14 protein-coding genes are annotated in these 13825 nt (G+C 46.1%); all 14 read right to left on the bottom strand.

Features of this window, described 5'->3' with window-relative positions; translation table 11 throughout:
* Positions 1–63: 63 nt before the first annotated feature.
* A complete protein-coding gene (locus tag LNM86_RS04620; protein WP_241438616.1) occupies positions 64–3207 on the bottom strand; it encodes a DUF4815 domain-containing protein in 3144 nt (1047 codons plus the stop codon).
* Position 3208: 1 nt separating this feature from the next.
* The gene (locus LNM86_RS04615) at positions 3209–4315 is read right to left on the bottom strand and encodes a phage tail protein (protein WP_241438615.1); all 1107 of its coding nucleotides are present in this window, start codon (positions 4313–4315) and stop codon (positions 3209–3211) included.
* Positions 4315–5166, bottom strand: a complete 852-nt coding sequence (locus tag LNM86_RS04610) for a baseplate assembly protein (RefSeq protein WP_241438614.1) — start codon at positions 5164–5166, stop codon at positions 4315–4317. The genes LNM86_RS04615 and LNM86_RS04610 overlap by 1 nt, the downstream gene beginning before the upstream one ends.
* Entirely contained in the window at positions 5153–5539 is a 387-nt protein-coding gene (locus LNM86_RS04605; protein WP_241438613.1) for a GPW/gp25 family protein, read from the bottom strand. Before LNM86_RS04605 ends, LNM86_RS04610 begins: the two co-directional genes overlap by 14 nt.
* A gap of 3 nt (positions 5540–5542) precedes the next feature.
* Positions 5543–5725, bottom strand: a complete 183-nt coding sequence (locus tag LNM86_RS04600; protein WP_241437170.1) for a hypothetical protein — start codon at positions 5723–5725, stop codon at positions 5543–5545.
* Between the two features lie 11 nt (positions 5726–5736).
* The gene (locus tag LNM86_RS04595; protein WP_241438612.1) at positions 5737–6330 is read right to left on the bottom strand and encodes a baseplate assembly protein; all 594 of its coding nucleotides are present in this window, start codon (positions 6328–6330) and stop codon (positions 5737–5739) included.
* Positions 6330–6851, bottom strand: a complete 522-nt coding sequence (locus tag LNM86_RS04590; protein WP_241438611.1) for a hypothetical protein — start codon at positions 6849–6851, stop codon at positions 6330–6332. Before LNM86_RS04590 ends, LNM86_RS04595 begins: the two co-directional genes overlap by 1 nt.
* Positions 6848–7342 carry a phage virion morphogenesis protein gene (locus LNM86_RS04585; protein WP_241438610.1) on the bottom strand — a complete coding sequence of 165 codons (495 nt, stop codon included), beginning with the start codon at positions 7340–7342 and terminating at the stop codon, positions 6848–6850. Before LNM86_RS04585 ends, LNM86_RS04590 begins: the two co-directional genes overlap by 4 nt.
* Position 7343: 1 nt before the next feature.
* Positions 7344–7766: a gp436 family protein gene (locus tag LNM86_RS04580; protein WP_241438609.1), complete on the bottom strand. Its 423-nt coding sequence runs from the start codon at positions 7764–7766 to the stop codon at positions 7344–7346.
* 14 nt (positions 7767–7780) lie between these two features.
* Positions 7781–8746 carry a major capsid protein gene (locus LNM86_RS04575; RefSeq protein WP_241437175.1) on the bottom strand — a complete coding sequence of 322 codons (966 nt, stop codon included), beginning with the start codon at positions 8744–8746 and terminating at the stop codon, positions 7781–7783.
* A gap of 12 nt (positions 8747–8758) precedes the next feature.
* The gene (locus LNM86_RS04570) at positions 8759–9100 is read right to left on the bottom strand and encodes a capsid cement protein (protein ID WP_241437176.1); all 342 of its coding nucleotides are present in this window, start codon (positions 9098–9100) and stop codon (positions 8759–8761) included.
* Entirely contained in the window at positions 9097–10164 is a 1068-nt protein-coding gene (locus tag LNM86_RS04565) for a phage protease (protein WP_241438918.1), read from the bottom strand. Before LNM86_RS04565 ends, LNM86_RS04570 begins: the two co-directional genes overlap by 4 nt.
* 846 nt (positions 10165–11010) lie before the next feature.
* On the bottom strand, positions 11011–12216 hold the full coding sequence (locus LNM86_RS04560; RefSeq protein WP_241437805.1) for a phage head morphogenesis protein: 1206 nt from the start codon (positions 12214–12216) through the stop codon (positions 11011–11013).
* Positions 12209–13813 (bottom strand): DUF935 domain-containing protein, encoded by a 1605-nt coding sequence (locus LNM86_RS04555; RefSeq protein ID WP_241437806.1) that lies wholly within the window; start codon positions 13811–13813, stop codon positions 12209–12211. The genes LNM86_RS04560 and LNM86_RS04555 overlap by 8 nt, the downstream gene beginning before the upstream one ends.
* Between the last annotated feature and the right edge of the window lie 12 nt (positions 13814–13825).

Here is a 13825-nt window from a genome sequence, read left to right as displayed (position 1 = left end):
ATTCTCCAAATTTTCCAAATCTCTCAAGCAGTCTAAAATCCCATCTCTCAAAGCGAAGGGGCATCACAAGATGCCAGCACCAAAATCACGCAGCATTGACCGTGCGCAAGGTCCACCGGTTAGCGTGAGTTTCAAGCGCGCTTGCTTTGCTGTTTGGTCGTGACTGACAAATTTTCGCTCTGTCCAAAGGGGTTCCATAAGCTGTTCTGTTTCCTCTAAGGTGAGGGGGGTAAAAGCACCATCATCCAGTTGCATCTCGAGGGTGAATGTGGAGCCGCCTGGTAAAAAGGTCTTGATATAGCTGGTCAATCTTGCCTTCTCACCAAAGGCAAAAGCACGGGTGACATAGGTTGCTGTGTTATGGATCTTGCCGGCAATCAACTGAATGGGAGCAAACAGAACCGGTGAGAGTTTCTCCGTGCCTTTAAGAATAGCACGTAATCGAACTGTTTCACTGATATATTCGGTAAGACTGAGCAATTGAAAGGGTAAGAGTTGATAAATTGTGCCGTTGTTTCTTTCAATTTCAAAGATCACCGAACAATCACTAGAAGGCAATTCAACCGCGCTACGGATTTGTAAATCAGAACAGTCAACAAGATCAAATGTGCCAAGATCTATGGTTTTTGTTGTTTGTCTGTAGCGAGCTGCCAAGACACGAAAAGCCAAAGCCTCATCTTGATGGGCACTCCATGTTTGCGCATTGACAGAGGAAAAACGAGGACCGGTCACATAAGGGTGGCTTGAGACAAATCTTTGCTGTTCTTCATCAAAATCGCCAAGCTTTGCCAAAGAGAGAGAATGATCACTATCATCGGTTTTAATGACAAAAGCCGTTAAGCGGTCATTGGGCACGAGGAGTGGGACAGCATAGCGTGCCTGTGCCCATCCGGTTTTTGCCCCCTTCATGGAATAAAAACTTTGTGCTTGGATATTGGCGGTGGGATAGCCGTTTTCGGTTGTCACCAAATCAATCACCAGATCATGATTGGGATTGCCAATTTTGCAAAGATGAAAGTCAATACCGGTGATTTGCCGTGTTTCTTCTGGTGTAAAGACTTGCGCTTGCGGGTCCACTTGCGTCCAGATCTTGACTGTTGTGGTGTGCCGCATCACTTTCACATCAATAACACCTTGTCCGGTAAAGAGACCTGTTGCAAGGGTTCCCCCTTTGCCTCGTGCCACAACACTTTTTGTACCGGCAGGAATATTTTCAGGGATCTTGAAACTGCCTTCCAAAATGCCAGTGCTATTGGCAGCAAGGCGGTTCGCTGGCATGACACTTACACCATCAAAGGTGAGACTGTCTAAAATTTCTCCCTTGCCAAAACCTTCAATTTTAAAGCCAAGGGTAATTTGTCTTAAGAAATCGATTTGTTCTTGATGCGTATTGATGAGATCATCACGCACTTCTGTGTTACGGATAGTGCTACCACGGTTCCATCCCATGTTTAGTTGATTGGTGACACTTGAGAGCCAATCGGTGCGCTGGACATGCCAAAAATCTGTTGCGGGTGTGAGAGTTACTCTACCAGTCAGAGGAGCAAAGTTTTGATAGGGGTTGATTTTTTCGCAAGCGGTTGTCAATTCTTGGGCAATGATCACTTCATTGGTCCAGTCAAGGGTGACAGGAGCCTTTAAAGGGGCGGTGTAAAAGGTTGGATCAATAGCCAGCTGTAAAATGCCATTGCCGACAGCCCCTGTTTGCGTGAACCCTTCATCTCTGTAAGTATCATCAAGGAACGGGTCAGCAAACATGCCTTTTTTGGCAACGGGCTCTTTAGAGTCAACATTGCTTTTAATGCGCTCTAATTGCATCAAGCGATCAAGGGAGAGCACCCGTTGAAAATAACGCCACATCTCATCATAGGGGGCAACACGCGTGCCATCATTGACCACAAGCGGGGTATCCAACCAACTGTTGGTGATGGTGGCAAGGGACAACACATCCTCAGGAACGCTGGGCGCCATGGGATGATCAGCGGAGATTCCTTTGATATAGACAACCGTGCCTTGTGTATTAAGCCCTATACGGTCAATACGGGGCAATTTGTAGGTGTAACTGACAATGATATCCCCTCCTTGCGCACCCCCTGAGACAGTGATTTCCTGTGCCGTGACCTTATCGGCGGTCACTTGTGCACGATAGCGATAGGTTACCGTGTAACTGCTGCCAGGACGCGGTTCATCTCCCACCGGTGCCCAGTCAATGGTATCACCGGTCTTTTTAAAATCCGTTCCTTCTTTGAATTCCTTGTCGCCTTGCACAACTTTGAGAAAAGAGGTGATGCTTTTATCGGGAACACCATCACGCCCAGCAACGACCGCACCGCGTGTAACTGTAACGGTTTTTTCTTTTGTCAACAAAAGAGAGTGGATATCGGCAATGGGAGCATAATAACTTTTAAAGGTAAAGCTTGTTGTGCCTTTTTGCGGGGCAAAAATATGGGTTTCACTAGGCACAACGCTTGTCGAAAACTCTTCTTTCTCTTCATGGCGCAAAGCAGCAAGGCGCTTGCGCTTAAAGCCATTGATATTGGCTTCTCCTTCTTGAATGCTAAACACTTGGCAACCATTGTTTGGTCCCAGAGCCGTCACCCGGCATCCATTGACGATATAATGACCATGGGCACGGTCATAAGTAGCAATGGCTTGCATGGCGGGTTCCAGCAATGAGGGGGACTTTTGATCAATCAAAATGCCATCTTGTAAGATATAAACAGGAAAGAACGTGCCTTGCTGCCCATCCTCTTTGAGTGCCCAAACAAGCTTTGCTGTTTCGCGTGCCGCACCGGGCTCTCCTTCTGCCAAGGTGCCGGGAACTTGCCCCAACAACTCTGGATCATCCTCATGGGTAATCCATGTTTTTTGCAACTTCACACCGATTTCAAGACGCCCAACCATAGAAACAGCATTCAGAACCGCTTGTGAGACCGGAAAGATATCGCCTGCGATATAGATTTTGCCCTCTGTTAAAGTAACGCTCTTCGCGTCTTTATTGACAAAGGCATCTGCCCGTTCAACACGGTCTCCCTCTTTAGCAACCAGACGCCCCAAACGGTCATGGCGCCCCCTGATGATGGTTTGCATCTCATTGAGTTCACCACTTTGGATAAAGGGACGTTGCCCATAAAAGACAACGCTTTGTTGGTCGTCTTTGCCGCAAGATCTGTCAATTGCAAAGGGTAAACCACTTTCATGCTTCATGTTAAAACCTCAATAAAATCTTGAATTGCTCGCGAACATCACCGCGCAAAGGAATAGTAACGGGCGTTTTGATGATCTCCACCCCGCCAATCAGTTCATTGCTCTCACACCAAAGCTTACCCAAAGGAACATGTTGTTTGGGAGTCCCATGCACCAAAACAGCAACAGAGGCGGCTTTTCTACCGTCAACATCTTGAAAATCCGTGCGTGCTGCAATAAGAACGGCTGTGCCCATAAAGGAGGGTTGATAACAATCGCCCAAATGGTGATACACACCCGCCAAATTCTGTTCTACCGGCTGGACAATGTTGCATCTGCGATATCCAATGACATCATCCTCACTGTTTTTTAACACGAGATAAAGGGTACGGTTGCAAAACCACTCTGCCATCAAAATATCGCGTTCATGTTTTTTAACAGAACACCAAGGGAAATTTGCCATATCCCATGGATAATCAATCTGCTCCCAACTTAATTCCCCATCCCCGTCATCCATCCAATTGCCAATTAGTGTGCCTTCTTCTTTTGTCAGCCTGTGCTTGATTTCTGTTGTGCGACCAAAGGAAAACAGTGTGTCCCTCGCTGTTAAGCGCACACCGCTCTCATAGTCCAGCAGACTGTCATCAAGCCGTGACATATTGCCTTCCATAGCTTGCACGTCATAACCATTGACACCGCGGCGAAAATCAGAGCGCAAACTTTTGGAAAGTTCTGTAATGGCTTCAATGGCTTCAAGAGCACTTTGTTCAGGCAATTGATCAAAGTAAAGTTGAAAGGAATTCCACCACGCACGCCCTGACCATGCTGGTGTAAATCGTGCTGTAATCTGAAGCCATGCAAGCCCTCTATCAATGGCCGCTAAAGAACCGCGAATATTTTGCCATTGCAGCCCTTGGTCAATCAAATCATAAGGATTAGAAAAATATGGGCTTAATTCTTGTAAACCATATTCGTCGATCAAGTAAGGCAACCATGAAGGGGGACGCGTGATAAATTTCGCGCGGGGGATTTCTTCAAGAGTGTTTTTAACCTGCGGATCAAAAGCCATTGCTTCGGCTAAACAGCGTTCAAACAAGCTCGAATTTTGCGGTAAAAGTGAGGAAATCATCAATAAGCATGCCCCCGTTTAGACAAGACAATCTCCCCTAAAGCCACCGCCTCATCAGGCGCGACCACAATATCTGTTAAGGGCTGTGTTAAAATCACATGGTGGACACCTTCAACCATCAAGCGGCTTATCACCCAACTTAAAGACAGATCACGCCCAAGCCTTTGCGCGCGTGCCCATTCCGTTTGCAAATTGTTCACGGCTTTTTCCAAAACAAGGGGACCTTCATTGGGCAACAACCAGAGATCAGCATGCACATCGATAATCCGCTGTACAGCACTTTTTACAAGGATATGATCATTGGTCATTTTAACCTGTTTTTCATCAAGAGCTGCTTGTACCTTGGCAATCAAAGCCTCATCGGCAATACCAGAAGGGCTATCGCTAAAAAGCGCAACATGAATAAGCGGGCTTTTCCCCACACGATAAACAAAAGCATCCTTGACACGGATATCACTTGAGAGGGCAAAATATTGATAACGTGGGATTGTGCCACCTGTAGAATGCCCTTGTCTATTCAAACGAATACGGCGACGATAGCGTTCATCATCCTCATCCAAAAGGCGGGAAACCCCATGAAAATCCCCCAAATGGTCTAAACTTGTCCCACGCGCAAAAGCAAGAAGATTGTCCCGCGCAACCTCATTTACCCGCTGGCGCAACAGCAATTCTTCATAAGCGGCTGCTTGCAATTGAATAACCACAGGATCATAAGCCGTCTTTTCCACATTATAAGGGATATTCTGTGCGGCAAAAAGCTTGGTTAAACGGGTGATTTTTTGCTGTAAAATGGCCTCAACGGAAAGTTCTTCAAGAATTTGTGGGAGGGGCAATTGCTCAAATTCTGTCATCACCCACCTCTAAATCGACACTTATCGGCTCCTTATGTGACCAATCGCCCAAATGCCCATCGGGATAAAACACACCTGTGAGAACAAAGTGGAATGTTCCCTCCCGCGTTGCTTTTATCAGATCTATCTTTTGCAACGAAAATCCAGGCTCTCCACATTCTGGGTCGTTTAAAGCTTGTACAATTGCTTGATAAAGCTGCAATATTGTCGCCGGATCAGCATTGGCATCTTGGAAAGCTCCAACATCACATCCATAATAACGTCGCAAAACCCGTGTGCCAATTTTTGTTGTCAAACATTTACGAAGGGACTGACAGCAGTGCGCCCAACCATATAACAGAGAGCCATCCTTTTCGTTTACTCCACAGCGCATGCTTTAAGCACCTTTCGCTGCCTTTGTTGAAGAAACGACAGATGTTTGTTTCTCAGCAATCTGACCAAGCAGCAATGGGTATTTGGCCGCCTCATCGCTTAAACAAATTTCTTCACCTTTTCCCGGTGAACGATTGCCTGCCACAAAATCCGCATTGGTTAAAATGACATAAGTTTTTTCACGCATGATAAACTCCTTTAAAGAGGGCTAGAGGTTGTAGAGGGACCAATTTTGACCCCACCATGTTTGTGGTTTGCTCCAACAGATGTTTGATTATGGTACAAATCTTCTGCTTGAATCTGTACGCTTTCCTTCAGCGCAACACGGGTTTTCTGATGACAAAGCAGCAAACCTTTTTCACTCAAATGGATTTGGTTTTCTCCATGGGAGAGGATCAGTCCCTCTTTTGTAATACGCAAAGCGCCACCGGCATAACACAGCGCTAACTCTTGGTGTTGATGTGCGGGATTTGGCGCATCTTCACTATAGCTATCACGAACCACCAAAGAAGCCGAACCTATTTCCCCATGGGGATTAAACAACCGCACCGGATCACCAACATTTAAAGGCATATTGCTCGAAACAGCCCCAGCTGCTTCTTGTGCTTGCAACCAAGGCGATAACACCGCCTGCCCCTTTTGCCCTCGTGAGGAAACTTGCACCCGCACCCTATGTCCATCAACTTCTGCAACCCGCCCAATCATGTGCTGGTTGGCAAGACAGAGTTCAAGCTTATCCAGCCGTTTCATAATTTGCCGAAAGGTCGCAGCAATGAGATGGGCATCATTCATCACACGCCCTCATCTTCCAAACAGATCAAACCCTTTTTAAGCTGCTTACTCTCATAACAAAAAATATCGTGACCCAAATGATACAAATCTTGGTGCCATTCAACCACGCTTATTGCCACACCGCGTTGCTTAATCGCCGCAGAGATAACCGGTTCAATCTGCACTTCACGGGGTGCCCCCAAATGCGTTAACCCCCACAATTGCCCGCTATGACAAAGCACCGCAATGGCTTCAGCCAAAAGCCAACTGTGAACATCACGTTCTTTTCCTGTGGTGATAATAAAAGCGCCCAAATGAAGATCAGCACTCTGCTGCCCATTGGCGACAGAAGTCAAACGGCTTTCTAACACCGCAACACGGATTGCTGGTGCAACCAACATTTGGGTTTCAAGTTCTTCTAGATTAAAACGCCCAAATTGGCTCTCGCAATCACGCACATCAGGCAAAGCGCTTTTAAGGCTCTTTATAACCGCTTCACGAAGTGCATTGATACGCCCCATCTGCTTCATCATTTGACTCATGAAAAGGTCCTTTCCAACCAATCCTCTGCTGCTTTGACAATTTCCACTTTATTGCCCTCTGAAAGCCCTAAATAAGGGCGTGCTGGCATCGTTACTTGGTGGACACAAACAAAGCGCTGTGCTTTGCTGCTGTTAAGAAAAAAGCGAAGGGTTCTGCCATTTTTAGGGCGGATAACCCCACCCAATTGGTGAATACGGGCATAAACCAAACCACTGCCAATGATGACCTTTTCTGGAGATGCCACCATATCAATAGAGCGTGACAGTGCTCCGCTAGCATAAAGAATGGAGGTGCGGGCGTAATTGTTTTGCCACTTCTCTCCTTGAGGAGAGGTTTTTTCACTTTGAATCCGCCGCCTTGTGCTCTCTTGCAACAGACGCCCCACCCCTTGCGCTAAAGTTCCCATCGAACTATCAGCGCCTTTTTGCAAGAAAGACAGAGCCGCTTCAAGCCCCATTTCTTTAATTTCAATAGGGGTGGAAATGCTCATTTTATCGCCCCATCAAACGTGGTTTTGCGTGAAAAAAAGCACCATCACGCACCGGCCCATCTTCACTCATAATTTTTGGTTCATCTAAGCCTAAACCCGCTTTGCCCTCCGCAATGCGTTTCAAGAGATCAATCGCCTGTTTGTGACGATCTTCAATAGTGGTGGTAAGAGCCGTATGACGGATGGCTAAATTATAAACAGCAAGATTGACACAAATCATGCCCAACGCTGTTGGCTGTCCGGCAATCGGGACGCAGTAGCGATGAGACAGATGGGCATCAATCTCACCACTTGCTTGTTCTAGCGCACGAAAAATTGCTTGATCAGAGAGTGCTTTGTCTGGATTTTCGCCAATCCCGCACAAATCATCCAAGAAATCGTCACCCCAGAGCTCTTCAATCAAGGTTTTATTTGCATAAGCCATCGAGACTCTTTTCCTCAGACAACCTCTTGCAGCAAAACACCAGCATCTTTGGCTGCCACCAATTCACACACCCGTTCACCCACACGCACCCGTTTACCACCCGATAAACCGATATCTGGATCAGAGATCACCCCAGACAAACGCTCTCCCAATTGGGCGCTAAAGCCCCAACTAATCACCGAACCATCCGCCTGTTGTTTGGTGGGATCAATATAAAGCAGTGCTATCTTATTGCCCCAAACCCGCGCCAATTGTGCTGCGCGCCCTTTGCGTGCCAAATTCACTTGCGATTCACCAATGAGTAAACGCTCAGGGTGTATTTCCATCAGATCGGCAAATTGCGCCTTGGTGACAAAACCATCCGCAGTGCCACCCCCTTTAACAGCTTTGATAATTTTGGGATGGCGTTTGAGTTTTGACCAAACGACTTTACCCATAACAATGGTGTTTGGCGTATAGACAAGGCTTTTATCCATTGCCTCATCTAAAGTAGCATAAGGATCTGATTTGTCGTAATCGCTAAACTTATTCTCGCCCTTAAGATCAATCACCCGCTCTGGAGCATAATTTTCACGCGCTTGTACAAAGGCTGCAACACGCACTTCACGCCCCAATTCCAGCAAATTGGCAAGACCCTCCACAGCTGTCTTTTCGGGGTTATAACGAGAGCGTTTTTCTGCCCGTGCCCTTGCCGCTGCTTCAATATCCGAATTGGGAATGAGATCATCAAGCCCATAATCTTTGACACTGGCTTCCCGTTCAAAGGCCGAAAATTCTATCACATTCGGGCGTCCTTTGCGGCCAACCTCAAGTTCAGGAACGGTAAAATTTTCCGCTAAGGGAAATTCACTATATTTAAACACCTCGCTTAAAACAGAAACACGGGGCAAAACTTTGTCGCCAATAAGAGAACCTGCTGGATTGCGATAACCAATAGCAATAGCGGTAAGTGTTGGATCAATGGGAAAAGGTCTGTTCATTTTAAGCCTCGACTAATTTATTTTAAAAGAAATAACATCACCAGCAGAACCATCACTCATGGCAAGTCCAATCGTGCGATCTGTTCCTTCAGCCTTTATGGCGCGCCCCTTAGCATCGGAGGTCAAAAAATCACCAAAGGAAACATTGCCTCCACAAACCACTTCGCCCCAACCACATTGGCCAATATCAACCATCTCACCAGCCTTTGCGCTCAAAGACCCTGCAGTCCCTAATAGTTTATCTGTCTTACCAGAAGCGGTGACCACACATCCCTCACCGCGTGCTGCAACAATGCAATAAGGCGAAATCTCATCACCGGCGCGAAAAGATTTAATCAAAATCATTGTACTCATAACTGGCGCTCCTTTTGTTCGCAAACAGTGTCAACCGCTTGGCTAATGGTGATAAAGTGCCCTTTTTGCGCTTGTTCTTGTTGATAATGGCGTGCCGCAACAGCAACATCTTCTGGTGCAAGATTTTGTTCTTGTCTCAGAAAAGAGCGCTCTAAAGGACTTGTTGAAGCAAGAGTGGGCAACTTCTCAAGCAAACTTCTAAAATGCTCCATGCCCCCTTCAAGGCTACACAGTGCCCGATATTCCTCACGCGCAGCTGGCAAAATTTTGCCCTCTTCAATAGCTTTATCTAAAAGCCTCTCAATCGCATCATTTTTTTGCTCTGCCTGTAAAAGAGACAATTGATCGCGTGCCTCTGTTAATTGGGCATTCAATTCCACACGTTCCTTTTCGCGTGCCGCAACAGCGGCTAAAATTTCATCAAGCCGCACATCTTTTGAAAGCGAGAGTGCGCTAGCAATGGCTGTCAAATCCATATCTTTCTCCACATCAGTTGTTAAAGGGGGGTCTAAAGGCTGTTGACTGCTTAAAGCCGTCATGACAAGGGCTGGACGATTGACCAAACCAGCACCAGCTAACTGCAAAATTTCACCTTTCTTAGAATGGCGAAATTCAGGCGAAAGATAGCGATATTCGCGGGCAATAATTTTTTTGGCTGCCACCTCAGTCCACTTAACCCGTCCCCAAATCGCACCATCCCGCTCTGCTAATTCTTCAATCCAACCACTAGCCGGTGCTTCTAAACCTTTTTGTGCACGGTGATGTTGCCCATGCTCATAATCAATCACAAGCGGTCCTTTATTTCCCTCAAAAGCTTTTAAAATCCTTTGCGGGTTATAATGCCATTCCCGCCCATCACGCGCTTTCACATTGGGTGCTTTGGGTAAAATCTCTACCCACTCAGGCGCTTGTTTGCCTGTCATGTTTTCACATAAATTGTCTTCACAGAGATTGTCTTGGCACAAAACCTCTGGGCAAAGATCAATCAATGCGGTATGAACTGCCCCATCATGAAATGTCCCAGCATGCCCATCCTCTTGATCTTCGTGAAATTCCTGTTCCATCATTGCCTATTGCTTTACAGTTGTCATTGGCAATAGAATGCACGAAACCCATCCACGCTATAAGTCTGACACTGTCAGTCAAAAGAGCGTATTTTTAAAAGCACTTTAAAAGCGCCCTTTTCCCCACTTCTCCCTGATGAGAGAAAAGTCTCTTCCAAACACTCTTATAAAATCGTTTTCAAAGGCACTTCAAAGGCGATAGAGCGCCGTTATAAGTTTTAAGGTACAAATTATCGTCTTATACCAAAAAGCCTTTCTCAAGCCGTTTTTTTTTAAAGATTGCTTTTCTGCTTAAAAAGACTATAGTTTTAAACTGAAGGTGTGAGCCAGTTTTGCCAGGACGGCTTTGCCGGATCTGCGAGGAGTTGACCGCCCTCCATGCCTTCTTCATTTTTCTTACCCCTTCTCCTTTAAGACCACAGGAATTTCTTTCCGTTGTTTTCCCTACAACAACCCTCTCTCAAACCGTTTTTTAAAAGATTGCTTTTCTGTTCAAAAAGACTATAGTTTATAAACTGAAGGTGTGAGCCAGTTATACCAGGACGGCTTTGCCGGATCTGCGAGGAGTTGACCGCCCTCCACGCCTTCTTCATTTTTCTCACCCCTTTTTTTCTAAACCAGCATGGAATTTCTTTCCGTTGTTTTCCCTACAACAACCTCTCTCAAACCGTTTTTTAAAAGATTGCTTTTCTGTTCAAAAAGACTATACTTTTAAAGCGAAGGTGTGAGCCAGTTATGCCAGGGCGGCTTTGCCGGATCTGCGAGGAGTTGACCGCCCTCCACGCCTTCTTCATTTTTCTCACCCCTTCTCCTTTAAGACCACAGGAATTTCTTCTTGTTATTTCTCTACAACAATCTCTCGCCCTTTTTTTCGGCAGCATTTAATAAACGTTGAATTTCTCTAAAGCTCTTTTTATGCATAGAGATAAGCCACCACTCTTGTTTGCTAGCTACCCATTTGACCGCAAACCGCCACCATGCTCCCTCATTTTCACCTAAAAACACAACGCTCTGTGCATCTTTTCGCCTGATGATACCATGGGGGCGGATGAGGGTTTGAATGGCACCACGAAAATCATCCAAAGTCAGATCACGGGCTTGATGCTCCAACAAAATATGCTTCACACTGTCTGAAGAGAGGCGGACAAGGGAACTGTCCGTTGCAAAAACTTCACACACCTTGCTTGTCATCGGGGCAATGGGAAGAAATCCACGCGGCAAACGCTCTTCAAACATTGCTTGCAAAAGTGGAGAACCAACAATATCTTCAATGGCAATGCGCTTGCGCTCTTCCGGCATCCCAGAAATTTTATCACTCAAGAAACGGCTTAAGTTTTGTGCCCGCTGTTTTCCAGGGTTAGAGTTCCAACCAGGATCAATTCCTTTTGGGATCTTTTCAACTTTCCCTGTCCGTTTATTGTGCCAAACCTTCTGTTCCACTTGGAATGGGGCTGCATCCTCTTCATAGCCTAAATTTTCTGCTTCATAACGGCTCACCTGTCGCACACTGCATTTACACCGCCAACCATTGGGCGGATAAAGCCAATCCCAAACTGGGTCATCAACCGGTGCTGTAAAACCTACCCAACTTTCATGTTCTAAACGTTTGTGCTCTGAACTGGACAAAGCATAGGTCAGATAAGGCAAAAACTCTTTATTATTTTGCGTACGCTCCCACTCACCTGCCGCATGCGCACTCATGGTATTGGCCCAATAGACCGTTTCTAAACGCCGTGGGCTGCCCAACTGTACAACGCTCTTCTCACCGCTTTGTGGATCAAGGACACTCTTCCTCCCCCACCAGCCTTTTTCCTGTAAAAGCGGCATCAGATTTTTTTGAAAATCCTGAAAGGGAAGTCGATTTTTTATCGCCTCTCCAACCGCTCGCTTAAAATCATCTAAAATATCATAGCCAACCGATTTTGCCACCGTAAAGGAAAAAGCATGTTCCTCTGGTGCTATATCACGCCAATCAAAGCTTGGAACAACAGCCTTGGCGGCAAAATAACGTGTGACCTCTTTGGGAGCTGTTTTGAAAAGTTCCTCATCCATGATGCCCAAGCCCTCGTGCAATCATTTGCACCTTTGCCAAGCGTGCGGCTAACGCATGATGATCCATTTGACCTAGCAATTCATCTAAACCTTTGAGGATATCCTCATAACTTTTTGCTTGTTCAACAAGCTTTTTAAAGGGCTTTAAAAGGGGTTCTAAATCCTCTTCCCAGTCGCTTAAAGCCTCTTCAGAAAGCTGGTCCAATTCATCGTGATGATCTCCACCCTGCTCTCCTCCACTCTTGTGCTCTCTTGTTAGAGAAACATCAAAAGACCCACCACAATCGGCACAAACACTTGTCCCTTTGCTTTCCTCACCGCCCTCTTGTCTTGCCTCATCACCGATAACATGATCAGGAGACTTTAAAATATCTTCCTCTTTTGTTGGTTGCGAAAAACCAATCTTATTGCGCACTTCTTGCGCACCAACATGCAACCCCAAAGGCACAAGTTTTGCCAATGCATCACTCAAAGCCTTAATATCTTCATTTTCAGAGATTGGCCAATAGACAAGCGGGTAGTGCTCTTGACGACCGAAATTAATATCAACAAACGGCACAATCAAATCACGATTAGCAGTAAGCGCCAATTGGCGTGCATCAGCTCTGGCAATATCATGGCGGACATTTTCATGAATACGCGCTTGCGAAAAAGACGAACCATCATCCGTTGTCATGGTTTGCCCTAAAACACCCTTAGAAATCTGCCGATCTAAATATTCCGCTTTCGCAGCAAAAACAGCATTGCCACTGCCCCCCGCTGCTTCAATAAATTCAATCTCCATTTCTTTAGGAATGATCGCTGCCGCATCACTGGATAAATCACGCACAGCCTGAATAAGCACCCGCCGCTCCTCATGGGAAGAGCTCGCTCCATATTTTCCCAAACGCAACGGCATGCCGTAAATTTCTAAAAAGGCCATCCAATCCTTTAAGGTATAAGACTTAAAAAGGAAAGCCCAAGCCGCAAGCCTCGCAAGCCCCGTCCGGATTGGCAAACCGCTTTTAAGCTTTGGTCGATGAATGGAAAATTTATAAGCAGGCAATTCGCTACCATCTTGAGAGCCATCTTCTTCTTTTAAACGCAAATGAAAACCATCCCGTCTATCCAATTGGAAAAACCGCTGATCACGCCATTTCCACGCAACAGGCCACCATGCTGTGGCACTTTTGTCCCACAAGGTTTCAACAACCGCATAACCCTTGCCCAAAGCATCTAATAAATCCGTCACATAATCATCAACAAAAGTTGGTGCCCTAATCACTTCGTAAACAGCATCGGCAATTTTTTTGTCCAAAGCACTCTCACTTGCGGCAATCACTCCAGGTTCCACCCCTGTCAGAGCATTTTTACGCATGCCAAGCACAGCACGATAATGCAAATCACGCTCTTCCATTTCATCAGCAAGCTGGAAAAATTGTTCTGGAGTGCCTTGCGCTGCCTGTTGCAAAATATCAGCAAGTTGCAAAGGTGTCAGACCACTGACAAGGGTTTGTGACCAAACATCACGAACCCCACCAATCGTTGGTGCCGCAACTTCACGCTCCAACCCTTTGACTTTAAGCGCCCTACCCCATTGGTCGACAAGTTTTACCATTTCACAATTCCC

Source organism: Bartonella machadoae (assembly GCF_022559585.1).
Classification (GTDB): Bacteria; Pseudomonadota; Alphaproteobacteria; order Rhizobiales; family Rhizobiaceae; genus Bartonella; species Bartonella machadoae.
The sequence above is the reverse complement of the archived record's forward strand: the minus strand, read 5'-3'. Positions and strand labels throughout refer to the sequence as shown.